General features: G+C 54.3%; 23 protein-coding genes, 1 pseudogene and 1 other annotated feature. Of the genes and pseudogenes, 21 read left to right on the forward strand and 3 right to left on the reverse strand.

What is annotated here, in order from left to right:
- Nucleotides 1–108 precede the first annotated feature (108 nt).
- Nucleotides 109–330, forward strand: a binding site (T-box leader).
- Between the two features lie 39 nt (nt 331–369).
- Nucleotides 370–1,356, forward strand: a complete 987-nt coding sequence (trpS, locus tag CHM34_RS09180; RefSeq protein ID WP_094264314.1) for a tryptophan--tRNA ligase — start codon at nt 370–372, stop codon at nt 1,354–1,356.
- A gap of 64 nt (nt 1,357–1,420) precedes the next feature.
- Here trpS and rpsT read toward each other — a convergent pair whose 3' ends face one another.
- On the reverse strand, nt 1,421–1,687 hold the full coding sequence (gene rpsT / locus CHM34_RS09185; RefSeq protein WP_094264315.1) for a 30S ribosomal protein S20: 267 nt from the start codon (nt 1,685–1,687) through the stop codon (nt 1,421–1,423).
- A 184-nt stretch (nt 1,688–1,871) separates the two neighbouring features.
- Here rpsT and gpr point away from each other — a divergent pair, with 184 nt between their 5' ends.
- The 16 genes and pseudogenes from gpr to deoC all read left to right on the forward strand — a co-directional run bounded on the left by gpr (nt 1,872) and on the right by deoC (nt 19,829).
- Nucleotides 1,872–2,993, forward strand: a complete 1,122-nt coding sequence (gene gpr, locus CHM34_RS09190) for a GPR endopeptidase (protein ID WP_094264316.1) — start codon at nt 1,872–1,874, stop codon at nt 2,991–2,993.
- A 250-nt stretch (nt 2,994–3,243) separates the two neighbouring features.
- Nucleotides 3,244–4,416, forward strand: coding sequence for a stage II sporulation protein P (gene spoIIP / locus CHM34_RS09195; protein WP_094264317.1), 1,173 nt, complete (start codon nt 3,244–3,246; stop codon nt 4,414–4,416).
- A gap of 38 nt (nt 4,417–4,454) precedes the next feature.
- On the forward strand, nt 4,455–4,826 hold the full coding sequence (locus tag CHM34_RS09200; protein WP_094264318.1) for a DUF3679 domain-containing protein: 372 nt from the start codon (nt 4,455–4,457) through the stop codon (nt 4,824–4,826).
- A 251-nt stretch (nt 4,827–5,077) separates the two neighbouring features.
- Nucleotides 5,078–6,904, forward strand: a complete 1,827-nt coding sequence (gene lepA, locus CHM34_RS09205) for a translation elongation factor 4 (RefSeq protein WP_094264319.1) — start codon at nt 5,078–5,080, stop codon at nt 6,902–6,904.
- 88 nt (nt 6,905–6,992) lie between these two features.
- Complete coding sequence (gene hemW / locus CHM34_RS09210) at nt 6,993–8,141, forward strand: radical SAM family heme chaperone HemW (RefSeq protein ID WP_094264522.1); 1,149 nt, start codon at nt 6,993–6,995, stop codon at nt 8,139–8,141.
- Between the two features lie 101 nt (nt 8,142–8,242).
- Entirely contained in the window at nt 8,243–9,271 is a 1,029-nt protein-coding gene (hrcA, locus tag CHM34_RS09215; protein WP_094264320.1) for a heat-inducible transcriptional repressor HrcA, read from the forward strand.
- A gap of 127 nt (nt 9,272–9,398) precedes the next feature.
- Nucleotides 9,399–10,916: a TCP-1/cpn60 chaperonin family protein gene (locus CHM34_RS09220; RefSeq protein WP_094264321.1), complete on the forward strand. Its 1,518-nt coding sequence runs from the start codon at nt 9,399–9,401 to the stop codon at nt 10,914–10,916.
- Complete coding sequence (grpE, locus tag CHM34_RS09225; protein ID WP_094264322.1) at nt 10,913–11,623, forward strand: nucleotide exchange factor GrpE; 711 nt, start codon at nt 10,913–10,915, stop codon at nt 11,621–11,623. Before CHM34_RS09220 ends, grpE begins: the two co-directional genes overlap by 4 nt.
- A 46-nt stretch (nt 11,624–11,669) precedes the next feature.
- Complete coding sequence (gene dnaK / locus CHM34_RS09230) at nt 11,670–13,520, forward strand: molecular chaperone DnaK (protein WP_094264323.1); 1,851 nt, start codon at nt 11,670–11,672, stop codon at nt 13,518–13,520.
- A gap of 100 nt (nt 13,521–13,620) precedes the next feature.
- A complete protein-coding gene (dnaJ, locus tag CHM34_RS09235; RefSeq protein WP_094264324.1) occupies nt 13,621–14,754 on the forward strand; it encodes a molecular chaperone DnaJ in 1,134 nt (377 codons plus the stop codon).
- A 49-nt stretch (nt 14,755–14,803) separates the two neighbouring features.
- The gene (gene prmA / locus CHM34_RS09240; RefSeq protein WP_094264325.1) at nt 14,804–15,739 is read left to right on the forward strand and encodes a 50S ribosomal protein L11 methyltransferase; all 936 of its coding nucleotides are present in this window, start codon (nt 14,804–14,806) and stop codon (nt 15,737–15,739) included.
- Nucleotides 15,740–15,760: 21 nt separating this feature from the next.
- Nucleotides 15,761–16,507: a 16S rRNA (uracil(1498)-N(3))-methyltransferase gene (locus CHM34_RS09245; RefSeq protein WP_094264326.1), complete on the forward strand. Its 747-nt coding sequence runs from the start codon at nt 15,761–15,763 to the stop codon at nt 16,505–16,507.
- The gene (mtaB, locus tag CHM34_RS09250; protein WP_094264327.1) at nt 16,504–17,847 is read left to right on the forward strand and encodes a tRNA (N(6)-L-threonylcarbamoyladenosine(37)-C(2))-methylthiotransferase MtaB; all 1,344 of its coding nucleotides are present in this window, start codon (nt 16,504–16,506) and stop codon (nt 17,845–17,847) included. The genes CHM34_RS09245 and mtaB overlap by 4 nt, the downstream gene beginning before the upstream one ends.
- A 209-nt stretch (nt 17,848–18,056) precedes the next feature.
- On the forward strand, nt 18,057–18,563 hold the full coding sequence (locus CHM34_RS09255) for a hypothetical protein (RefSeq protein WP_094264328.1): 507 nt from the start codon (nt 18,057–18,059) through the stop codon (nt 18,561–18,563).
- A 129-nt stretch (nt 18,564–18,692) separates the two neighbouring features.
- Nucleotides 18,693–19,046, forward strand: a pseudogene (locus CHM34_RS19815) (NUDIX hydrolase); the annotation flags it as partial.
- Between the two features lie 111 nt (nt 19,047–19,157).
- Entirely contained in the window at nt 19,158–19,829 is a 672-nt protein-coding gene (deoC, locus tag CHM34_RS19820) for a deoxyribose-phosphate aldolase (protein WP_240511966.1), read from the forward strand.
- Here the strand turns inward: deoC and CHM34_RS09265 are convergent.
- Together CHM34_RS09265 and CHM34_RS09270 are read right to left on the reverse strand one after the other, a co-directional pair.
- Nucleotides 19,798–20,784 (reverse strand): Na/Pi cotransporter family protein, encoded by a 987-nt coding sequence (locus tag CHM34_RS09265; protein WP_094264330.1) that lies wholly within the window; start codon nt 20,782–20,784, stop codon nt 19,798–19,800. The two genes, deoC and CHM34_RS09265, sit on opposite strands and share 32 nt — an antisense overlap.
- A gap of 106 nt (nt 20,785–20,890) precedes the next feature.
- A complete protein-coding gene (locus CHM34_RS09270) occupies nt 20,891–21,196 on the reverse strand; it encodes a hypothetical protein (RefSeq protein WP_094264331.1) in 306 nt (101 codons plus the stop codon).
- Between the two features lie 156 nt (nt 21,197–21,352).
- Between CHM34_RS09270 and CHM34_RS09275 the strand changes: the two genes are divergently transcribed.
- From CHM34_RS09275 to CHM34_RS09290, 4 genes are all read left to right on the forward strand, one after another.
- The gene (locus CHM34_RS09275; protein WP_094264332.1) at nt 21,353–21,697 is read left to right on the forward strand and encodes a histidine triad nucleotide-binding protein; all 345 of its coding nucleotides are present in this window, start codon (nt 21,353–21,355) and stop codon (nt 21,695–21,697) included.
- A gap of 246 nt (nt 21,698–21,943) precedes the next feature.
- Nucleotides 21,944–22,114 carry a 30S ribosomal protein S21 gene (rpsU, locus tag CHM34_RS09280; RefSeq protein WP_094264333.1) on the forward strand — a complete coding sequence of 57 codons (171 nt, stop codon included), beginning with the start codon at nt 21,944–21,946 and terminating at the stop codon, nt 22,112–22,114.
- A 16-nt stretch (nt 22,115–22,130) separates the two neighbouring features.
- Nucleotides 22,131–22,574 carry a GatB/YqeY domain-containing protein gene (locus CHM34_RS09285; protein WP_094264334.1) on the forward strand — a complete coding sequence of 148 codons (444 nt, stop codon included), beginning with the start codon at nt 22,131–22,133 and terminating at the stop codon, nt 22,572–22,574.
- 112 nt (nt 22,575–22,686) lie between these two features.
- Nucleotides 22,687–24,033 (forward strand): NfeD family protein, encoded by a 1,347-nt coding sequence (locus CHM34_RS09290; RefSeq protein WP_094264335.1) that lies wholly within the window; start codon nt 22,687–22,689, stop codon nt 24,031–24,033.
- Nucleotides 24,034–24,057: the final 24 nt, after the last annotated feature.

Raw genomic sequence — 24,057 nt, forward strand, 5'->3', positions numbered from 1 at the left:
GAAAGATGAAAGAGGAGTTAAGAGCATTGGATTTTCTTCGATTCGATGGTATGATAAAATTCAATGATCGAGACAAACCCGTCCGAAGCAGCGTGACGGGCCGACTATAGGAAAGCGAAGATGGAGAAGAGTAACACGGATCGTTTCGCGCCAGAGAGCCGGCGGTGGGTGCAAGCCGGACGGAACACCGTGTGAATGGGCTCCGGAGCTGTCCTGTCCAAAATACCCTCCGGTAAAGGACAGGACCGGTCGATCCGGTCGATATCCGGACAGAGTGCGCCTTTTGCAAGGCGAATCGGGGTGGTACCGCGAGATTTTCTCGTCCCTTTTCGGGACGGGATTTTTTTATTGAAAAAGGAGTGAGACAAGATGAAGCGGGTTTTTTCAGGTATGCAGCCGACCGGGGTGTTGCATTTGGGCAATTATCTCGGAGCATTGAAACACTTTATACCGTTGCAGGAGGAAGCGGATTGCTATTTCTGTGTGGTCAACCTACACGCTCTCACTGTTCCCCGGGATCCGGAGGAATTGCAAAAAAAGACGGTGGAACTGGCGGGTCTTTATCTGGCGGCGGGGCTGGATCCCGAAAAGGCGACACTGTTTGTGCAATCTCATAATCCGGACCATGCAGAAGCGGCTTGGTTGCTGCAGTGTGTCGCCCGAATCGGAGAGTTGAAGCGGATGACCCAGTTCAAAGACAAGGGAAAGGGTTCCGATTCCGTCTCTGCCGGCCTGTTTACGTACCCGGCTTTGATGGCGGGGGATGTCCTGTTGTATCAGACGGATCTCGTTCCCGTGGGTGAGGATCAGAAGCAGCACTTGGAGCTAACCCGGGATCTGGCGGATCGATTCAACCGGACGTACGGCGAAACCTTCCGCATTCCGGAACCCCAAATCGGGAAGACGGGGGCCCGAATTATGGGCCTGGACCAGCCGGAGAGAAAGATGAGCAAGAGTGCCGCTTCCGAGGCCAACTATATTACGGTATTGGAACACCCGGACTCCATTGTGAAAAAGTTTAAACGAGCGGTGACGGACTCGGGCAACGAGATCCGCTTCGATCCGGATCAGAAGCCCGGAGTGAGCAACCTCCTGTCCATCTTGAGCGTCCTGACCGACAAACCGATTTCCACCCTGGAAGAGGAGTATCAGGGAAAGGGATACGGTCACCTGAAACTGGATACGGCTGAGGCAGTGATCGAAGAATTAAAGCCGATCCAGGATCGATATCACAAGCTCGTCCAAAGCGGGGAAGTGGAGAAAGTGCTTGCCGACGGCGCCGAACGGGCTCGAGCCGTTACGGAGGCGACCTTGGCTGAAATGAAAAAAGCGATGGGGTTGATTCCCCGCCGATAACGCGATAAAGTCTATTCTCCATGAAAATAAAAAGCGACCCGAAATGGGTCGTTTTTTCATGAGATTAGCCGTTCAGGGCTTGATATTTCTTTTCCAGGCGCGATTTCTGGCGAGCGGCAGCATTTTTATGGATCAAGCCTTTCGTCGCGGCTTTGTCCAAATCTCGCTTGGCTTCCCGCAGCAACGCGGCGGCTTGCTCTTGCTCCTGTCGGTCGACGGCGGTCAAGAATTTCTTGACGGAGGTGCGCATCGCGGATTTTTGAGCGATCCGTTGTTGGCGCCGTTTTTCGATGGTTTTGGTTCGTTTGACAGCGGCTTTAATGTTGGGCATGATTTCACCTCCTCATATGTTTCAAAAATCACGCTCATCCCTACAACATGCTAAATTCTATCACGGGGTTTTTGAAAAAGCAAGACGGGATTACGGTACCGGCTGTTTTTCCGGCAAAGTATAAAGAGGAGCGGTTGTTGGAGAAAATGGAGTGGAGAACGATAAAAGAAGGGTTGGGACGGATATGGCTTCCGAAGACTGGCAACCGCAGGATGAACAGAGATTGGATTCAGGCGCCTTTTCAATTCGAACGGATCTGGCTCGAGAAGCCCATGATATGGCGGTGCAAGACCGGGGAGACGACGCCGGCGTTCCCGGGGTGCGGATGGATGAGTATGAAGAGAACGGAATCACCACCAGTTGGATTCGGATCGAGGATGACCGGGGAGCCCAGGAGATCGGGAAACAAGCGGGTTTATACTTGACTCTCGAAATTCCCTCTCTACGTCGCCAGGATTCTGAGCTTCAGCAACGGGTGGCGGATCACTTTTCCCGGGAGTTTCAAAACTATCTCCAACAAGTGGGGGTCGATGTAAACGCCAAGGTGTTGATTGTCGGATTGGGGAACAAAAATGTGACCCCGGATGCCCTGGGTCCCTTCGTCGTGAAACATACCTTGGTGACCCGGCACTTGTTCCAGCTGATGCCGGAGCGGGTGGAAGAAGGGTATCGTCCCGTCAGTGCGATCTCTCCGGGCGTTTTGGGAACCACGGGGATGGAAACCAGCGAGATTGTGTTTGCGGTGGTGGAAAAAACGAAGCCGGATGTGATTATCGCCATCGATGCTCTGGCATCCCGGGCTCTCAGTCGTGTCTATACAACGATTCAGGTGGCGGATACAGGGATTAATCCCGGTTCTGGGGTGGGAAACAAACGGAAGGCTCTCAACCGGGAAACCTTGGGCATCCCGGTGATCGCCATCGGAATTCCCACTGTGGTGGATGCCGCCACCATCGCTCATGACAGCATTGACTTTGTCCTGGGACATCTGAACCGGGAGATGAACCAACAACAGCCGACGAACCCTTTGGATCCCCTCAATCGTCCGGATGTAAAGGAAATCCAGTCCCAGCAGATCTCCCCGGAAACCGGTCAGAAAATGATGGGGATCGTCGGGCAGCTCGAGCCCCGGGAGAAAAAACAATTAATCCGGGAAGTACTGGAACCCTTGGGACAAAATCTGATCGTCACCCCCAAGGAAGTGGATGCTTTTGTCGGCGATATGGGGAAACTGGTGGCCGACGGGATCAACTGTGCACTTCACCAGGCGGTCACTCCGGAAAATGTTTCCTCCCATGTCAATTGACCGCCCCGGTAAAGCCTCATCGGATCCGACTGCGGAATTCTCTAATGCGAGAGCGGACCTTTCCTTTATTTCATAGAAGAGGTCGGTGATCGGGCTCTGGATCACGACCCGTTTGCCGAGGGCCTCCGCCGGTTGTACGAAGTCCGTTTCTATGGTTCGGTTTTTTTCCCTGTACGAGATCGGTTCTACTCTTTCTTTTCCCTTCATAGGATGGAAGTGAAATCAGAGAGACAAGCTGGGAGGGGAAGGAATGCGGAACCGGTATCGAGGGTTTACGACGGTCAATATGTCGACTCCCAGGGTGCGCCAGTTGTTCGTTCTACTTATTTTGGGCACGGCTGTGATTTTCATTTTGACCGGTCTTTTCGCTATGGTTCAAGCGGAACGGAGTGCCCACTCTTCGGATCTGGGGAAAATTACCGCTCATTTTTCAACAGAAACCCTGCTCTATTGGATGGGGGGAGAGATTCCTTATCTTTCTTCCATGAAGGCGATCGCCGATAAAGAACCCCGGTTTTCCCGGATGTTTTTCGAACTGATGACCAGTGTTGACCCCCAGGATCCCCGCAGTTTCTTAGGGAGTGAACTGCCGGGCTTTGCCCTTTTCGATACAGAAATCGTCGTGGCCGGTGAAGGGGTGGACTACACCTCGGTTCCCATCGAATCCCCTCCGCCTCCCGACCTGGAACAAAAGCTGAAGGAGAGCGAAAAAAAGAAAGAAGATCATGAAGAGAAAAAAGAGGAAAAAGATGATTCCGCACCCGGTAAGGATCGGGTTTTCATCTATCATACACACTTCACTGAATCCTATCTCCCGGAATTAAAGAATTCGGACCAACCCAACCGAGCCTATGATAACGAGAAGAATATCACAAAGGTGGGAACCCGCCTCGGGAAGTCCCTGGAGAAGCTGGGGATCGGATCCCGAGTCTCCACCGAGGGATATGATGCAGAATGGAACCGGCTTTATCAGGCCTCCCGAAAGCGGGCGGTAGCGGCGATGAAGGAGTATGAGGATTTATCTTACCTGATCGATGTGCATCGGGACTCCCAGCGGCGGAACAAAACAACGAAAAAGATCGATGGGGAGAACTATGCCCGGATTGCTTTTGTCGTCGGGACGGCCCACAAGAACTGGGAGAAGAATGAACAGTTCGCTTTAAAGCTCCACAAGAAACTGGATGAACTTTACCCGGGTCTGTCCAAAGGCGTATTTCGCAAGAGTCGGGCGATGGGTAACGGCGAGTATAATCAATCTCTTTCTCCGCAAAGTGTTTTGGTTGAAATCGGGGGCGTGGACAATACCTTTCAAGAGACTTACCGGACGGCGGATGCCCTGGCTCGAGCCATCGCCGAGATTCACTTCCAAGCGACTCCGGTGGATGCTCAACCGAAAGGCGGAGAGGATGGACAAGGGGATTGAGGGCGGTGGAACGATGACGAAGAAAGCGGGTGAAAGGCATGCAGTTGATGATCCGGGTTTTTGCCTTGATGCTGGTGTTGATGTTCGGTATTTTCCTGGGCATCGACACAGCGGAACGCAATATCCAGAATATCCAGGGAAGTCAGGGGGCCACCCGCGCCGTCCAGATTACGCCCAATGATGAAGGACGGGTGGAAATCGCTGTGCTGGGTCATGTCTACGAGACGGAGACTCCCCCGGAAGAACCGGAGGAAGTGGACAGCGGAGAAAAAGAAGAAAAAGCGGAAAGTACGGAGCGGGAACAGGTCGAAAGCGACAACTGGTTGGCTGAAGCCGGCAACCAGACTGGAACCGGGATGCGAAAGGTGAGTAGAAAAGTGCTGGATTATGTCGTGGGGCTGATGGAGTAGGCTAGGGGGCTGATCAATCGCCGAAAGTTGCTGGACGCCGATTTCCAGTGTAGCGACGTTTGCACTCATCGGAAATCGGTTCCCCACCCAGTTATGGCGTTTGGCTGTTTACCGGAAATGGACCGGACAGGAACCGATCATCCTGTCCGGATTTTTGCTGAATGAGCTCCTTCGTTGCCGTGCCTTCTTCTGATTGCTATAATAAATAAGATGTAGTTTCGTGCGCCTTTTTCCACGCAGGAGGGAACCGAATGAGTGAACCGAAACGACAACAGCAGGCGATGATTCGAAATTTCTCCATTATCGCTCACATCGACCACGGAAAGTCGACCCTGGCCGACCGCATTCTCGAGTATACCGGGGCGCTCTCCAACAGAGAAAAACAGGAACAGTTTCTCGATTCCATGGATTTGGAGCGGGAGCGGGGGATTACGATCAAGCTGCAGTCCGTCCGTCTACCCTATCGAGCCAAGGACGGAAAGGAATATATCCTCAATCTGATCGACACCCCGGGCCATGTCGACTTTTCCTATGAAGTTTCCCGCAGTCTGGCCGCTTGCGAGGGAGCACTCCTGGTGGTGGATGCATCCCAGGGGGTGGAGGCTCAGACTCTGGCCAACGTCTACCTGGCTCTGGATAATGATCTGGAAATCCTTCCGGTGATCAATAAAGTGGATCTGCCCAGCGCCGAGCCGGAACGAGTCCGGGAAGAGATCGAAGAAGTGATCGGACTCGATGCCTCTGAGGCGGTCATGGCTTCCGCCAAAGCGGGAATCGGAACGGAGGAGATTTTGGAGAAAATCGTCAATGAGATTCCTCCGCCGGAGGGAGATCCCGATTCCCCTCTGAAAGCCTTGATCTATGATTCCATCTACGATGCCTATAGAGGAGTCATCACTTATATCCGGGTGGTGGACGGTTCCATCAAAAAGGGCATGAAGATCCGGATGATGGCTACGGGTAAGGAATTTGAGGTGACGGAGGTCGGCGTATTCGCTCCCGGACCGATTCGGAGGGAGGAGCTTACCGTCGGAGAAGTCGGGTTTATGGTCGCCTCCATTAAAAATGTCAAGGACACCCGGGTCGGAGATACCATCACCGACGCCGTCCATCCGGCATCTGAGCCCCTGCCCGGGTACCAGCCGATCAATCCGATGGTGTTTTCCGGCATGTACCCTGTCAACTCTGCGGATTACGGCGATCTCCGGGAGGCATTGGAGAAGCTGGAATTGAACGATGCTTCCCTGCGCTACGAGCCGGAGACCTCCGGTGCTCTGGGATTCGGTTTCCGGTGCGGGTTTCTGGGGCTGTTGCACATGGAAATCATCCAGGAGCGGATTGAGCGGGAGTTTGGCATTCCTCTCATCACCACCGCCCCCAGTGTCATCTTTCATGTCTACAAGACCGACGGGACGCGGGTGGAAATCGAAAATCCGACTCATATGCCTCCGCAGCAGGAGATTGAGAATGTGGAGGAGCCCTATGTCCAAGCGGCGATCATGGTGCCCAATGACTTTGTCGGTGCTGTGATGGAATTGTGCCAGTCCAAGCGGGGGAACTATCGGGATATGCAGTATCTGGATGCCAACCGAGTCAACATCGTTTATGATCTCCCTTTGGCGGAGATTGTCTATGACTTTTTTGACCAGCTGAAATCCGGGACGAAGGGGTATGCCTCCTTCGACTATGAACTGATCGGTTACAAGTCCTCCAACCTGGTGAAGATGGATATCCTCCTCAATGGGGAGCCGGTGGACGCCCTCTCTTTCATCGTTCACCGGGACAAAGCCTATCACCGGGGCCGGGCACTGGTGGAGAAGCTGAAAGAGCTGATCCCCCGTCAGATGTTCGAGGTGCCGGTTCAGGCCACTATCGGTAACAAAGTGGTTGCCCGGGAGACGATCCGCGCTCAGCGTAAAAATGTACTAGCCAAATGCTACGGCGGGGATATCAGCCGAAAGCGGAAGTTGTTGGAGAAACAAAAAGAAGGGAAAAGGCGCATGAAAGCCGTCGGTAATGTGGAGGTTCCCCAGGAGGCTTTTATGGCGGTGCTTCAGATGGATGACGATAAAAAATGAGCGGCTGGGCATACCGGCTGCGGTACAGGACCGCGAGCGGGGTGAACGCTTGCGGTTTTTCAAAAAGTGCACAGAGGAGGGAAGGGATATGACTCCGGGGGCCGTTTATATTCATATCCCCTTTTGCACGCATAAATGTCATTACTGTGATTTCACCGCCTATGTTGTCGGCGGTCAACCGGTGGATGATTATCTGGACGCCCTGGAACGGGAGATGGCTCGGACGGCGGCCGAGGTTCCCCCGGGAAGGATTCATTCAATCTTTATCGGAGGCGGGACCCCTACTGTACTGGAGCCTCAGCAGTTGGAGAAGCTTTTCAACGATATTCGCCGCCATTTTCCCGATCGCGCACCGGGGATTGAATTTACCGTGGAAGCCAATCCGGGGACGACGGACCCGTCGAAGCTGGCGGTAATGAGGGAAGGCGGAGTCAATCGGCTCAGCTTTGGAGCCCAGACGTTTCGCCCGGATCTGTTGACCAAAATCGGCCGGGTCCATACCGTGGACGATATCGGTCACAGTGTTGAACAAGCTCGGGCCGCCGGGATCGACAACTTGTCCCTGGATTTGATGTTCGGTCTGCCGGAGCAGCGGGTGGCGGATATGGAGGTCGCTCTGGACCGAAGCCTGGAGTTGGAGCCGGCTCACTTTTCTGTTTACAGTTTGAAAGTAGAGCAGGGAACGGTTTTTCATAAACAGTGGTTGCAAGGGGAATTACCTCTTCCGACGGAAGATGATGAGTTGGAAATGTACCAGCTGACCCGGCGGCGGTTGGAAGCGGCTGGTTACCATCAATATGAAGTGAGTAATTTCAGCCGTCCCGGGATGGAGAGCAAACATAACGCCACCTATTGGCTGAATGAGCCTTATTACGGGCTGGGAGCCGGAGCTCACGGATATGTCGGAGGATGGCGCCATCAAAATGTCAAGGGGGTCAGCGAGTATATCCGGCTCACCCGTGAAAAAAGACCGATTGCCGACTCTCACCGCGTTCCTTTCGTGGAAGAGATGGAAAATCATCTGATCCTGGGGCTGAGGCTCCTGGACGGGTTGGATACCCGGGTTTTTCGTCGGCGGTACGGGCGCGATCTGGGCGATGTCTTCGGCCCGGTGGTGGATGATTTGCTCCGGCGGGGATTCCTTCACACTGAAGGTGAACGTCTGGCCCTTACGGAGACGGGCCTTCTCTTCGGAAACGAAGTCTTCGCCTCTTTTTTGGGAGAGGCGGTGATCTGAAGGTTCCGGGAAGATCGTTGACAACGCTGGAGGGGTTTGGTACTTTAAACATAAGGTTTTAGCACTCAGGGCTTAGGAGTGCTAACAAGGGGGTGGGGCGGATGTTGACGGAGCGGCAAGAACAGATTCTTCGGGCCCTCGTCGAGGAGTATATCGTTCATGCGGATCCCGTGGGTTCGCGGACGGTTTCCAAACGCGAGGATATCGGCTTCAGTGCGGCAACCATCCGCAATGAAATGGCCGATCTGGAGGAGATGGGCTTTCTGGAACAGCCGCACACATCTGCCGGCCGGATGCCGAGTCAATCCGGATACCGCTATTATGTCGATTATCTGATGGGGCCCCAACGGATCGACCGATCGGAACTGTTGGCGGTCCGACGCTTGTTTGCTTCACAGATGGATGCACTGGAACAGACGATTCAGCAGACGGTTTCGATTCTGTCGCGGATCACCAACTATACTTCCATTCTGCTAGGTCCGGAATTGTATGATAATAAACTGAAACACTTGCAGGTGGTCCCGTTGACGGACCGGGTCGCAGTGTCTCTCATTGTTACCGACACCGGACACGTCGATCAGCGGCGGATTCGGGTTCCGGAGGGTGTATCCCTTTCCTCCGTCGAACAGATGGTCAACCTTCTGAACACCAAACTCTCCGGTATTCCTCTACATCGTCTGAAAGGGAGGGTGTATCGGGAGCTGTATTCGGAGTTGAGCCGCCATGTCGAACATTATGAGAGTCTGTTGTCGATGATCGATCAGATCCTGGTCGACGACCTGGACGGCCGCCTTTTCTTCAGCGGAACGACGAATATATTGACCCAGCCGGAGTTCCGCGATGTGGAGAAGGTGAAGGCACTGATGGATCTGTTCGAACAGAGTGATGCGGTGGCGAGATTGTTTACGACCGACCATGATATGGGCATTCAAGTGAAAATCGGTCAGGAGAACCATTTGGAGGCAGTAAATAACTGTAGCATCGTCTCCGCGTCCTTTTCCCTGAATGGACGGTCCCTGGGCAGGATCGGGGTGTTGGGACCGACCCGGATGAATTATCGGAAAGTCGTCAGCCTGTTGGAGGTTTTGGTCGAAGACTTTTCCGAATACCTTCGGCGTCGGTACGGCTGATTCCACAAAGGGCTCAGGTATCATTACGGGGCAGACGATCCGGCGATCATGATCATGGAGAGATGTACTCGGGGGGTGACTGCCCCCTCTATCTACGTTTTACACAGAAGGTGAGGTCGGTCTCCGAATGGAAGGTCAGAACGAATCCGTAGCCCCGGAAAACCGGAATAAGTCTTTAGGAGCCCTCCAGGCCAACGCGGAGGCGGTTCGCGCCATCGCGTCGGCGGTGGAGGGCACTTTGGGGCCCAAAGGGTTGGATACGATGCTGGTGAATGACGACGGAGAGGTGATCGTCACCAATGACGGTGTCACCATCCTGAGCCGCATGGAGATCCAACACCCCGCCGCCCGAATGGTGGCCAACATCGCTCGGGCTCAGCAGGAGGAAGTGGGGGACGGGACGACGACGGCCACCCTGTTGGCGGCATCCCTGGTTGATGAAGGCGTAAAGCAGGTCAATCGCGGCGTACCGGTGGCAAAAGTGATTGCCGGCATTCGGCGCGGAGTTCGTTTTGCCCTGGAACGGATGCAGGAAAAAGCCCATCCGATCTGGGACCTGGAGGACGAATGGTTGCAACGTATCGCCTATACCGCCGGGCGTGAACAGGAGGACATCACGGAACTGGTGATGGAAGCGACGCATATGGTGGGTCGGGAGAAGTTGTTGGAGAAGCATTTTAAACTCTCCGAGGCGGTTGTCGCCCATCCTCGGGTGAGCAACAGTATCTTCGCCGGCCTTTTGCTTCAACAAAACCGCGCCAATCTCCATGTTCCGTCGCTGAAAGAGAGTGTACACGTCATGGCCGTCAGCGGGGATTTGCACCCCGGCCCCGACACCGACGACAGCGATTTTAGACAGGTATTGCAGAACATGATACAGTTAGACGTCGGTCTCTTGGCGGTGGAGGGCGAAACGGCAGATATCGCTCTCGATGAACTGACTAATGCGGACATTATGGTGGTTCAAAATCTAGGGACCCGGGATCTGTTTCGGCTTGCCGAACATACGGGAGCTAAGTTGATCAACCGCGCCGGCCTCTTTAAATCGGAGCAGGATCTCAGCAGTGTGCTCGGTTATTGTGAAGAGGTGGAAGACGAAGTGGATCACGGGTTTATACGGTTGCTCGAGGGTATCGGCAAAGCTTACGCCACGATTCATGTGGGAGCTTCCACGGAAGAAGTGGTCGGTGAGCGGGAACGGATCACCAAAGACGCCGCTGCGGCGGTTCAAGCGGCTATCCGCGGAGGTTTCCTCCCCGGAGGAGGAGCGGCTGAGTTGGCTCTGGCCCGTGACGTAGAAAAATACCGGGATACCGTTCAGGGAATGGAGGCCTTCGGTGTCGCTGCCGTGGCGGAATCCCTTCACCGGCCGATGAGCCAGGTGGTGGCCAATGCCGGGTTCAATCCCTTGGAGAAGGTGGAGGAAGTCAAAGCGTTGCAATGGAAACGCCAATCCGCTTCCCTGGGGGTCGACTGCGACCGCGGCGCGATCTATGACATGGTGGATATGGGGGTTGTCGATCCCCTGCCGGTTAAATACCATGCTCTGCAAGCCGCCTGTGAAGTGAGTACAGCCATTTTAAGAATCCACACGGTGGTCAAAATGGACAGTACCAGTGGTGGAAAGTTTGAGGTGAAACTATGACATCCAAGGATTCGAAGGAAACGTCCGCCAACAAGCGCCCCATCACCGCTCGGGAACTTCGGAAAGCCAAAGAAGCGGAGGAGAGGGCCAAGGAGCAAGCGGAAAAGAAAGCTGCTACGGAGGAAGGTGCGTTACATAACGCTGAACCGGCTGCTCCGGAGCAGCCGGAGGCCCAGCAGCAGGAATCGCCGAAACGGGAAGACCCGGGAGATTCGCCGGCAGAGGAGGCGGCCGTTTATCCCCGGGAGGAGGAATTGCTCCGGGAAGTGGAGCAATGGAAGCAAAAGGCGGAAGAAAACAATGATCTCCTGTTAAAGGCTCGGGCGGATCTGGAAAATTTCCGTCGGCGGGCCCGAAAGGATAAGGAGGAGACCGCCAAATATGCTGCCGTTTCCCTGGTGGAATCCCTGCTTCCCGTCCTGGATAACCTGGAGCGGGCTCTGGCCGCCGGGGGTGAAGGCGACGACAGCGAGGCCCTCTATCAGGGAGTGGACATGGTGTATCGTCAACTCCTCCAGGCTTTGACAGATCAAGGGCTTTCCGAAATCAAAGCGGAAGGGGAGCCCTTCAATCCCCATGAACACAATGCAGTGATGGAAGAGGAAAATGATGAAGTGGAGTCGGGCATCGTCATTCAGGAGCTCCAAAAGGGCTACCGGTTCAAAGAACGGGTGATCCGGCCTTCCATGGTGAAAGTCAGCTCATAATCGAAGGAACAAGGAAATTTGATTTTGATGAGGGGGTTTAACGAACATGGCAAAAGTAATCGGAATTGACTTAGGAACGACAAACTCTTGCGTCGCTTTTATGGAAGGAAGCGAAGCGACGGTGATCCCCAACGCGGAGGGAGGGCGTACCACCCCGTCCGTCGTCGGCTTTTCCAAAACGGATGAGCGTTTGGTCGGGGATGCCGCCAAGCGTCAGGCGATTACCAATCCCGATCGGACCATCAGTTCCGTCAAGCGGTACATGGGTACGGACCATAAAGAGACCATCGGTGACAAGCAATATACACCCCAGGAAATTTCCGCAATGATTCTGCAGAAGCTGAAGTCCGATGCGGAGGCCTATCTGGGTGAAGCCGTCTCTCAAGCAGTGATCACGGTACCCGCCTATTTTAATGACAGTCAGCGTCAAGCTACCAAGGACGCCGGCAAAATCGCCGGGCTCGACGTTCTCCGGATCATCAACGAGCCGACGGCCGCCGCTTTGGCCTACGGATTGGATAAAGACGATGATCAGACGATTCTCGTCTTTGACTTGGGGGGCGGAACCTTTGACGTCTCCCTTATGGAGATGGGCGACGGTCTGTTCGAAGTGAAAGCGACCAGCGGGGACAACAAGCTGGGCGGCGATGACTTCGACCAAGTGATTATCGATTATCTGGTCAGTGAGTTCAAAAAGGAACATGGTATCGATCTTTCCAATGATCGCATGGCTCTGCAACGGTTGAAGGATGCCGCCGAAAAAGCGAAAAAAGACCTTTCCGGTGTATTGACAACCACGGTTTCTCTGCCCTTCCTCACAGCCGACGCCAGCGGTCCGAAACACTTGGAAGTCACCCTGACCCGGGCTAAATTCGAAGAGTTGTCCGCCGATTTGGTAGAGCGGACTATGCAACCGACCCGGCAGGCGATGAGGGATGCCGGTATCGAACCCGGACAAGTCGACCGCGTCATTCTCGTTGGGGGCTCCACCCGGATTCCGGCAGTGCAAGAGGCGATCAAGAAGCTGACCGGCAAGGAACCGAGTAAAGGAGTGAATCCCGACGAAGTCGTAGCGATGGGTGCCGCGATCCAAGCGGGCGTACTCGCCGGCGATGTGAAAGATGTCGTTCTGTTGGATGTTACGCCCCTTTCCCTGGGGATCGAGACCCTGGGAGGCGTTACGACCAAGCTGATTGAACGGAACACCACGATCCCGACGGAAAAATCTCAGATCTTTTCCACCGCCGCCGATAACCAGACCGTGGTCGATATCCATGTGTTGCAAGGGGAACGGGAGATGGCTTCCGACAACAAAACCCTGGGACGGTTCCAGTTGCAGGACATCCCGCCGGCTCCTCGGGGCGTACCGCAGATCGAAGTTACGTTTAAGATCGATGCCAACGGGATCGTGAATGTGACCGCGAAGGATAAAGCCACTGGCAAAAGCCAGAATATCACGATCCAGTCCTCCAGCGGTTTGAGTGACGATGAAATTGACCGCATGGTGAAAGAAGCGGAAGAACACGCGGAAGAGGATAAAAAGAAAAAAGAAGAGGTGGAAATCCGCAACAAAGCGGATCAGCTGGTCTTCACCACCGAGAAGACACTGAAGGATCTCGGTGACAAAGTGGACCAATCGGAGATCGATCAAGCCAACGAAGCCAAGGATAAGCTGAAAAAGGCGATGGAAGGAACCGACCTGGATGCAATCAAGTCGGCTACCGAAGAGTTGGAGCAGGTGGTGCAGCAATTGTCCGTCAAGCTGTACCAACAACAAGGTGAACAAGCACAGGGCGGTGATCCGTCCAAAGAGGAAAAAGGTGCCGACGACCGGGACGATGTTGTAGACGCCGACTACAAAATGATGGATGAAGAGGACAAGAAAGAGGAGAAATAAGGTCCCTCCTCCAGTGAAGTCAAAGCCGGGGCCGAAGCCTCTGGCTTTGGCTTTTCCCTTTTTCTCCCGCTGTCATATTTTGTGTTAGGGAGGTGATCCGGTGGGCAATCGAGATTACTATGAAGTGCTTGGAGTCGATCGAAACGCTTCCGCGGAGGAAATTCGCAAGGCTTACCGAAAACTGGCGCGCAAGTATCACCCCGATGTCAACCAATCACCGGATGCGGAACAGAAATTTAAAGAGGTCGCCGAGGCCTACGAAGTGCTACGAGATCCCCAGAAAAAGGCCAATTATGATCAGTTCGGTCACGCGGATCCCGGTGCCGCAGGAGCGGGAGCCGGCGGTTTTGGCGGTTTCGGTGGCGGTGCTGCCGACTTTGGATTCGGGGATATTTTCGATATGTTCTTTGGCGGCGGGCGGCGCAGCAATCCCAATGCCCCCCGCCAGGGAGCCGACTTGGAATATCGGTTGACAGTGGATTTTAAGGATGCCATTTTCGGCAAGGAAATGGACATTGTCATTCCGCGGACGGAAACCTGCGATACCTGTCAAGGGAGCGGGGCCCGACCCGGAACCCATCCGGAAACGTGTTCCAACTGTAAAGGAACCGGTCAAGCTGAAACGGTTCAAAATACTCCCTTCGGCCGTATTGTCAATAAGCGGATCTGTCAGCAGTGCGGCGGACGCGGCAAAGTGATCCGGGAGAAGTGTGCCGACTGCGGCGGAACGGGCAGTGTGAAGAAAAGGAGAAAGATCCACATCAAGATCCCGTCAGGGATCGACGAAGGAAAACAGCTTCGGGTCTCCGGTGAAGGAGAACCCGGCAGTAACGGCGGACCGCCGGGGGATCTGTTCATTCTGGTTCAGATCAAGCCTCACGAGTTTTTCCGTCGCCACGGGGATGATATCGTTTGTGAACTGCCGATCACCTTTGTGCAGGCGGCCCTTGGAGACGAAGTCGTTGTACCGACCTTGGACGGCCGGGCCAAGATTAAAGTTCCTGCCGGTACGCAGACCGGTGCTGAATTCCGGCTTCGGGGCAAAGGAGTCCCCCGTCTCTACGGCCGAGGCCAAGGGGATCAGCGGGTCAAGGTCAAAGTGATCACCCCGACCCGGCTGACAGAGGAACAGAAAAAAGTGATGCGGGAATTCGGCCGAATCAGCGGCGATTACATTTCCGAGCAGCACAGCAGTTTCTTTGATAAAATGAAAAAAGCGTTTACGGGAGAATAATCATAACGGGCTTTGATGCCCGTTTTTTTGTGCGGAGGTGTGGTCGTCGATGAATTGGATCGAGATACGGGTTCATACCAGCTCCGAAGCGGAGGAAGCAGTCAGTTTCCTGCTCCGGGAATCAGGAGCGACAGGGGTGGCTGTGGCTGATTCCGCCGTTTTGAACCGGGACTTCAAAACGCCCTACGGTGAAATCATATCCCTGTCTGAAGCGGAGTTTCCGTCGGAGGGGGTGTGGATCAGCGGATACATTCCGGAATCCTCCTTTAGTCAGTCCTCGGTAGATCACATTCGGAAGGCGACAGCGGAATTGGGAAACTACGGTCTTGATCCGGGGCCTGCGGAAGTAAGGGTGAGAAAGGTTTCCGAGGAATCCTGGTCACGCGCTTGGAAAGCCTATTACAAACCGGTACGCATCAGCGAAAAACTGACCGTAAAACCCCGGTGGGAGCCTTATCAGCCGGTTGGTGCCGGGGAGCGGGTGATCGAGTTGGACCCGGGAATGGCCTTCGGTACGGGCACCCACCCGACGACGCGACTGAGCATGAAACTGATGGAGCGGTGGATGCCTTCGGAGGGAAGAGTGATCGATGTCGGTTGTGGTAGCGGCATTTTGGCCATTGCGGCGGCCAAACTGGGAGCAAAAGGGGTGCTGGCAGTCGATCTGGATCCCGTTGCCGTGGACCATGCCGCAGAAAATGTTCGGATGAACGGGGTGGAAACACAGGTTCATGTACGGAGAGGGGATTTGCTTCAGGAAGTGGAAACCCCTTGCGATCTTGTCGTTTCCAACATTTTGGCGGAAATCATCCTTCGCTTGACCGGCGATCTACCCAGGGTGCTTAAACCCGGCGGTATCTTTATCGCGTCGGGGATCATCTCCGATAAAGAATCCCTAGTGGAAAAAGCCTTGGTGGAAATGGGATGGGACGTGATGGAAAGGATTCAGGAAAAGGATTGGGTGGCATTGGCCATAAGAGCGTGATAAAATAGTAGGAGTGGACAAATGCAACGTTATTTTATCAACCCGGATCAAGTTTCCGACGGGCAAATCGAGATCTACGGAGACGATATACATCACGTGAAAAACGTCATGCGGCTGTCCGCTGGCGATTGCATCATTTGTTGCGACGGGGAAGGAATCGATTACCGGGTCCGGATCCAACAGGTGGAGGACCACCGAATCCTCTGTCGGATAGAGGAGCGATTCCTTTCCGAAGGCGAGCCGAAGCTCCGCATCACTGTTGCCCAGTCCTTACCCAAGAGGGAAAAGATGGAGTGGGTGATTCAGAAAGGAACTGAACTCGGAGCTGACCGCTTTCAACCGTTCACCTCCGCTCGGACGGTGGTTAAACTGGATGGGAAAAAGGCTTCCAAGCGGCGGGAACGTTGGCGGCGAATCGCCAAGGAGGCGGCTGAGCAAGCCCATCGGGGCCGGATTCCCGTCGTAGAGCCCCTCCTCGACTGGAACGGATTGCTGCAAAGCTTTACCGCCTATGACCGCGTTTTTTTCGCTTACGAAAAAGGCGGTCATCCGTTGAAGGAAGTCGCTAAATTCCCTTCTGACGCGTCCCTTCTGCTCGTCATCGGCCCGGAGGGCGGTTTTCCGGAGAGTGAAGCGGAAGAGGCGAAGGCGGCGGGGGCGGTCTCCATCCATCTGGGACCGAGGATTTTGCGGGCGGAGACGGCTCCTTTGGCCCTGTTGGCTTGTCTGTTGTATTCGAACGGAGAGATGGGAGGTGAGCCACTGTGAGTACGGTGGCATTCCACACTTTGGGATGTAAAGTGAATGCCTATGAAACAGAAGCCATCTGGCAGCTGTTTCAAAAGCGCGGTTACCATAAAGTTAACTTTGATCAAAATGCCGATGTCTATGTGATCAACACCTGTACGGTGACCAACACGGGAGACCGGAAAAGTCGCCAGATGATCCGGCGGGCGATCCGCCGGAACCCTGATGCCGTCATTGCGGTGACTGGTTGCTATGCCCAGACGTCTCCCGGGGAGATCATGCAAATCCCGGGTGTCGATGTCGTGGTCGGAACGCAGGGCCGGGAGAAGCTTCCGGATTATATTGAGGAGTACCGGCGCACCCGGGAGCCGGTCAATGCGGTGAAAAGCATCATGAAAACCCGGGAATTCGAAGATTTGGACGTCCCGGCCTTCTCTGAGCGAACCCGGGCTTCTTTGAAGATCCAGGAAGGATGCAATAACTTTTGTACCTTCTGTATCATTCCCTGGGCCCGGGGTCTCCTGCGCAGCCGGAAGCCGGAGAGCGTACTCCATCAGGCACGCCAGCTGGTGGCCGCCGGCTACAAGGAGATCGTCCTCACCGGGATTCATACCGGCGGTTACGGAGAGGACATGGAGGACTACAAACTGTCCGATCTGCTGTGGGATCTGGATCGGGTCGAGGGGCTCCAGCGGATCCGTATCAGCTCCATCGAAGCCAGTCAGATCGACGATCGGGTGATCGAGGTGCTGAACCGTTCCAACAAAATGTGCCGTCATCTTCATATCCCCCTTCAGGCCGGGGATGATGCGGTGCTGAAACGGATGAAGCGCCGCTATACCGTAGACGAGTATCGCCGGAAAATTGAGCATATCCATCAGGCAATGCCCGACGTAGCGATTACCACCGATGTGATCGTCGGTTTTCCCGGCGAGACAGAGGAAATGTTTGAGAACGGTTATCGCTTCATCGAAGAGTTGAAATTCTCGGAGCTCCATGTATTCCCTTATTCCAAACGAACCGGTACGCCCGCCGCTCGAATGGACGATCAGGTGGATTCGGAAGTCAAACAGGAACGGGTCCAACGACTCATCGATCTGTCCAACCGTCTTTCTCTGGATTACTCGTCCAGATTCGTCGGTGAGGTATTGGATGTCATCCCGGAAAGTCCATATAAAGAGGCTTCCGGAAGCGGGTTTTACATGGGCCACTCCGATAATTATCTGCAACTGGTCTTCCCGGGTAACGAGGACTTGGTGGGTAAAGTTTGCCGCGTCCGCCTGGATGAACCCGGTTCCGAGTACTGCAAGGGGTCCTTTGTCCGCGTGATGGATGACCTCCACTCCTCTCGGGCCGTTTGACGGGAGGAAAGCGATGGATACCCCCGCGTTCCACGGGAGCGCGGGGGTATTTGTGTGAGGGCTCATGAAGTCCCGGTGTTTCGTAAGCAAAGAGTCTTGTCATCCATCCGGCAAATCGTTCACAATGGAGAAGCATCTATTGAGGGAAGGGTTTTACAGCCCCAGGAAACTCTTGGCCGGGAAACAACCGCAGAATGGAGGGATCAGCGATGAGTGCTTCCCGTGATGATTGGGAATCCGCATTGGACGAGATCGACTGGAGTGAAATTCTAGAAGAGGTTGACGGAGAATTGTTGGAGAATTTGGCTACTGAGTTGAAATTTCCGGCATATGAACAACTGAAACAGGCCGCTGAATCCCTGGGGGAAGGGTATTTTCTGATTCATCTGGCTGACGGGAGATGGGCGTTTTGGAACGAAGGCAACTATGTACAGGAAGATGTTCGCTACTTTGAAACTGGACAGCACTTTTTTCATTTTGTTGTCGAAGAATTTAATTTTGACGAGGAGCAATTGCAGGCACTTCTTCAAATTGTAGAGGCGGCTCCTCAAATGAAGGAATGCAGCTATTGCGGATTCCATTTCGATCCGGAAGATTCTGCCCGCAAAGAGCTGGGCATCGAGGGAATCTATCTGGATGAGGAAAGGAAAGAGGTTGAATTTTGTTCTCCGCAGTGTGCTGTCGAAGCGGCGGTGGAGGAGATGAGGGACGGGTGACCGGGTGATCGCAGTCATCCGGGCGAGGATCATTTTTCTCCTCCCGGATAACGGTTGTGATATGCTTGACTCAATCCGCTGTCGTTTCGGTCTATAGACCTGTGACGGCATGAAAGGAGTGCTGCTTCCGTGAAAGAAGTTTCTGCGGGAGGCGTTGTTTATCGCCGCCGGGAAGGATCCGTGGAGATCCTTCTGATCGAAGATCGGTATTCCCGCTGGACACTGCCCAAGGGAAAAAAAGAACCTGATGAAACGATTAAAGAAACCGCATTAAGGGAAATCCTGGAGGAAACGGGCGTCCGGGGACGAGTGGAAAGCCCCTTGGAGACGATCCAATACACATACTTTGATCCCGACCGTAAAGATGTATTTAAAACAGTTCACTACTTTTTGGTTCGGGCGGAATCGGATGAGGTGACCCCTCAATGGGCGGAAATCACCTCGGCTGATTGGTTTCCCTTCCGGGAAGCTTGGAAGCTGCAATGCCGGGAAGGTTATGATAACAATCGAAGTGTATTGGACAACGCTTACCGGAGACTGGGGTTATCCGTGGAGGATTCGGATTCGATACCGTCGCAGGAAGGAGTATTCTCTATGAACCATGCATCGTTAGCATCCATGATTGACCATACGTTATTAAAGCCGGGGACGACTTCGGAGCAGATTGACAAGCTGTGTCGGGAGGCGGTGGAACACCGGTTCGCCGCTGTTTGTATCAACCCTGACTGGGTGGCCCGTGCGGCGGAACGATTGAAGGGAACCGGCGTGAAAGTGGCCACGGTTGTCGGTTTCCCCCTGGGAGCGACGACCCGTGAAGTGAAAGCCTTCGAAACGCGCCAGGCCATTCAAAACGGAGCCAGCGAGATCGATATGGTGATGAATATTGATGCCCTCAAATCCGGCGATCTGGATTATTTTCGACAAGATATCGAAGAAGTAGTCCAAGCCGCGGAGAAAGCGCCAGTCAAAGTCATTTTGGAGACGGGGCTTCTGAATCAGGAGGAAATCCGTGTGGCTTCGGAGAAGGCAAAAGCGGCGGGAGCCCATTTTGTCAAAACCTCTACGGGATTCGGTCAAGGAGGGGCCACGGAGGAAGCGGTCAGGCTGATGCGGGAAACAGTCGGCCCTGACATGGGTGTGAAAGCTTCCGGAGGGATTCGCGACCGGGAAACAGCCGACAAAATGGTGGCCGCCGGCGCCAACCGTATAGGCGCCAGCGCCAGTGTGGCCATTGTCACCGGCGGGAAAGGGACCGGCTCTTACTGAAGGATTGGTTTTTCCATGACCAAGACAGGGTTTCATCGGGAAGGATCCGGGTGACAAAGTTGGCAAAGACACCGGCAACGGGAAGGACGAGCAGGGAACAGATGACGTTGTAAAGGACCTGGATATGGGCGATCTGTGTCGCCGGATAGGGAGAAAGGTATCCCACCACTTCGGCCATAGCGCCGACGAGGGGAACAAATAGAAGGATTCCTCCGGCGTTGAGAAGAAGGTGGGCCATTGCCACCTGTTTACCGGCCCGACTGGTTCCGATCGAAGCCAGAAACCCCGTGATACAGGTGCCGACGTTACTTCCCAGAACGACGGCGACAGCGAAGGGGAGGGGGATGATCCCCGATGCGAAAAAACCCATCGTGATGGCGATGACGGCACCGCTGCTCTGAACGAGGGCGGTAATAACCGCTCCTGCAACGATACCCGCCAGCACGTGGTTCCCCGTTCCCTCAAGCATCCAAGTGATCCATCCCCGTGTTTTGAGAGGTTGTGCGATCCACTGCATGGCTTCCATTCCGAGAAAGATACATCCGAATCCGCCGATCACCAGCCCCAGGCGGGAAATTCTTTTCCAGGGAAGGAGATAAAGGGCTCCTCCCGCCAGAATGAGGGGGACTGCGAAATCCTCCACTTTTAAAGCGAGAATTTCAGTAGTGACGGTGGTCCCGATATTGCTTCCCAGGATAATCCCTACGGTTTGGGCGAAAGTGAGGAGTTCGGCGTTAACAAAACCGATGGTTAAAACCGTAACGGCGCTACTGCTCTGAAGGAAGGCGGTGACGATCAGGCCTGTCCAAAAACCGCGAACGGGAGTTCGTGTAAACCGGAGCAAAACCGTTTGCAGTCGATGGGCGGCCAAGGATTCCAGCCCATACCGCAGCAGTTGCATCCCGAACAAAAATATGGCCAATCCCGTTGCAAAGGGAATTACGATTTCTTTCACCTGTCACGCCTCCTTCGCCTATTTCCATCTATATGGCGGAGAGGGGACAGGCATGACGGAGAAAGGGAAACAAAAAGCCCCCGCCGCATTGTGAGGGGCCTTTAGCCTAATCCCTGTCGATTTTACGGGGCATGAACGGCGGAGGATCCAATTCCCAATCCGGTTCATAGGGGCCCTTCCAATCCCGGTGTCGCTTCCCTTCCGAGCGTTCGGAAACGGGCTCGGGGGACCCGAAAACGGCCCAGGGCGGGGGCGGCCCCTCTGGACGCTCCTCCCGGTCGGGACGGGGTTCCGGAGAGAAATCGGGTTCCGGCGGCGGAAGTCCTTCTTCCTGTGCGCGGGCCAGTTCTTCGCGGATGATCCGCCGGACGATCCGGCGAAGCTGACCGTCGGTGTTCTTTGGTTTCGGCAAGTGGGGGTCACTCCTTTAGCGAAATCGCTGTTGGTGGGCATTTGTGATGTATCTTATGCGTCCCGATCGAATGGTGTGAACCGGTCCTAAAATGGTCAGATGCACAAAAATACGGATTTTGTGTTGGATTTCAACCTGAAAAGTGGGTGATGAAAGATGGCCGATTGCATTTTTTGCGGAATCGTGGACGGAACCATCCCTTCTGAAAAATTGTACGAAGATGAAATGGTTGTGGCCTTTCGGGACATTCATGCTCAGGCTCCGGTGCATGTCCTGGTGATTCCCAAAGAACACATCCCTTCCATTCAAGAAGTGGAAGAAGAGAGCGGAGAGTTGCTTGCCCGCATCTTTTCGACGATCAACCGTTTGGCGAAGGAACACGGCTTGGCCGACCGGGGTTATCGGATCGTTAACAACTGCGGAGAAGAGGGGGGGCAAACGGTGCACCATGTGCACTTTCACCTGTTGGGCGGCCGCTCCCTCACCTGGCCTCCCGGTTGATTGAAGGGTTTTGACATATCTTTTTTGTATATTGTATAATGTTCGTTGAGTTTGTTTTTGTCCCCCGGTTGTAATAGTATGCCGATCTGCATCAATCGGGGTGGAGAAAAGCAAAAGAGGTGCAGGTGCGTCTCGTCCCTCTCCATGGGACAGAACCGTTTGCTTGCATCACAAGCCCCGGGGATCTCAGGATCCCGGCGGTTTCAGCCCGGGCGGTTCAATGGCCCGCGGAGGGGGGGATAAAACATGGCGGAAATTCATGTTCGTAAAAACGAAACATTGGATAAAGCACTGCGTCGCTTCAAGAAATCCATCGCTAAGGATGGGACGCTGAGGGAAGTGAAAAAGCGTAAACACTATGAAAAGCCCAGTGTCCGGCGGAAAAAGAAGTCTGATGCGGCACGCAAGCGGAGATAGTGAGGTGGCGTTCCCAGTGACCTTGATGGAGCGGTTGAATAGCGATATGAAGACCGCAATGAAAAATAAAGATAAAACGAAACTTTCCGTCATACGGATGGTACGCTCCTCGTTAAAAAATGAGGAAATCAAGCTGAATCGTCCTCTCACCGAGGAGGATGCTCTAAATGTCATATCCAGGGAGCTCAAGCAACAAAAGGATTCTCTGAATGAATTTGAACAGGCGGATCGTAAGGATCTGGCCGAAAAAGCCCGTGCCGATATCGCCGTCCTGCAGGAGTATCTCCCGGAACCCCTTACCGAAGAGGAGGTTCGGGGAATCGTTCGGGAGGCGATTCAGGAGTCCGGCGCTACCTCCAAAGCGGATATGGGTCAAGTGATGAAAATCGTGATCCCCCGCGTCAAAGGGCGGGCTGACGGCAAGATGGTGAACCGTTTGGTTCAGGAAGCTTTGCAGTGACCCAAAGGAACACAGCGTTTTATGCGCTGTGTTTTTTCAGCTTTTATTGAAAAAAATAGATGACTGAAGTGAAACCTTTTTAACGTATGAATCTCAAGGGAGTGAAGCCGAGGTGAAACGAGCGGGGTTCTTCCTGGTTTGGATCCTATGCTTGGGATGGGTGGCAGGGTTGCAGCCGGTGGAGCCCGTCTCGGCGGAAGACGCTGTGAAGGGACGCGCTGTTTATTGGGTCCCTTTGGAAGAGGAAGTGGAAAGGGGATTAACCCAGTTTCTAAAACGGGCCTTTCAAGAGGCTGAACAGGCGGATGCCGGAGAGATCGTATTGGAGATGGACACCCTCGGCGGTGAGGTCAATGCCGCCCTGGAGATCGGGAAGCTGATCCGTCATTCCTCCATTCCCGTCACCGTATACATCAAAGGAGAAGCGATCTCGGCGGGTTCGTATATCGCTCTCAACACCGATCATATTCTGATGGCCCCGGGAAGCGCCATGGGGGCGGCGGAGCCACGGACATTGGGCGGCGAGAAAGCGGATCCTAAGACTGTCGCCTTTTGGCGGTCCAATATGAGTGCGGCGGCTGAATCCCAAAACCGGGATCCAGAGATCGCCGCCGGAATGGTGGACCGGAACATCGAGATCCAAGGACTGAAGAAAAAAGGGGAACTGATCAGCCTGTCGGCGGAACAGGCGGTCAAGTTGGACATGGCGGATCAAATCGTCCAAAATGAGGGTGAAGTTCTTCGCTTCCTGAAAGCGGATTCCTCCGATGTGATCCGGGCTGAGATGACCTGGGGCGAACGGTTGGCTCGGTTTATCACCAGCCCCGTCGTCATCCCCATCCTCTTTACGATTGGTTTGGCGGGGATCGCCATTGAAGTGTTTTCCCCGGGCTTTGGCCTTCCGGGGGCCATCGGTTTGTCCGCCTTCGGCCTCTACTTTTTCGGTCATTATCTCGCCGGATTTGCCGGGTCGGAGACGATCGTCCTGTTTGTGGCCGGGATTTTGCTGATGATCATTGAAATTTTCGTCCCGGGCTTCGGGATCTTCGGGATTCTCGGTCTTGTGGCTTTGGGGGCCGCAGTTGTCAGCGCGGCATATGACAAGATTTTCAGCCTCGTTTCCCTTTTAATCGCCATGGTGGTTACCGGAGTTGGAGCTGGGGTCGCTATCAAATATTTCGGTGCCAAGGGAATTTGGCGTCGTTTTGTCCTTTCCGCGGCTCAAAACAATAAAACCGGCTATACCTCCAACCAGCAGGAACGTTACGACTTGATCGGGAAACAGGGGAAGACGGTCACTCCCCTGCGACCGGCCGGAACAGCCGAAATCGAAGGCGTTCGCCAGGATGTCGTCAGCCGTGGAGAATTTATACCCCCGGACACCTCCGTGGAAGTGGTGGATACCGAAGGAGTACGGGTGGTGGTACGACCGGTAGCGAATGAAGGTTCCGTTCAATGAAGGATTATCGATTTGATCCCGGTG

Origin of the sequence: Paludifilum halophilum (genome assembly GCF_002245355.1) — a bacterium.
GTDB lineage: Bacteria > Bacillota > Bacilli > Thermoactinomycetales > DSM-45169 > Paludifilum > Paludifilum halophilum.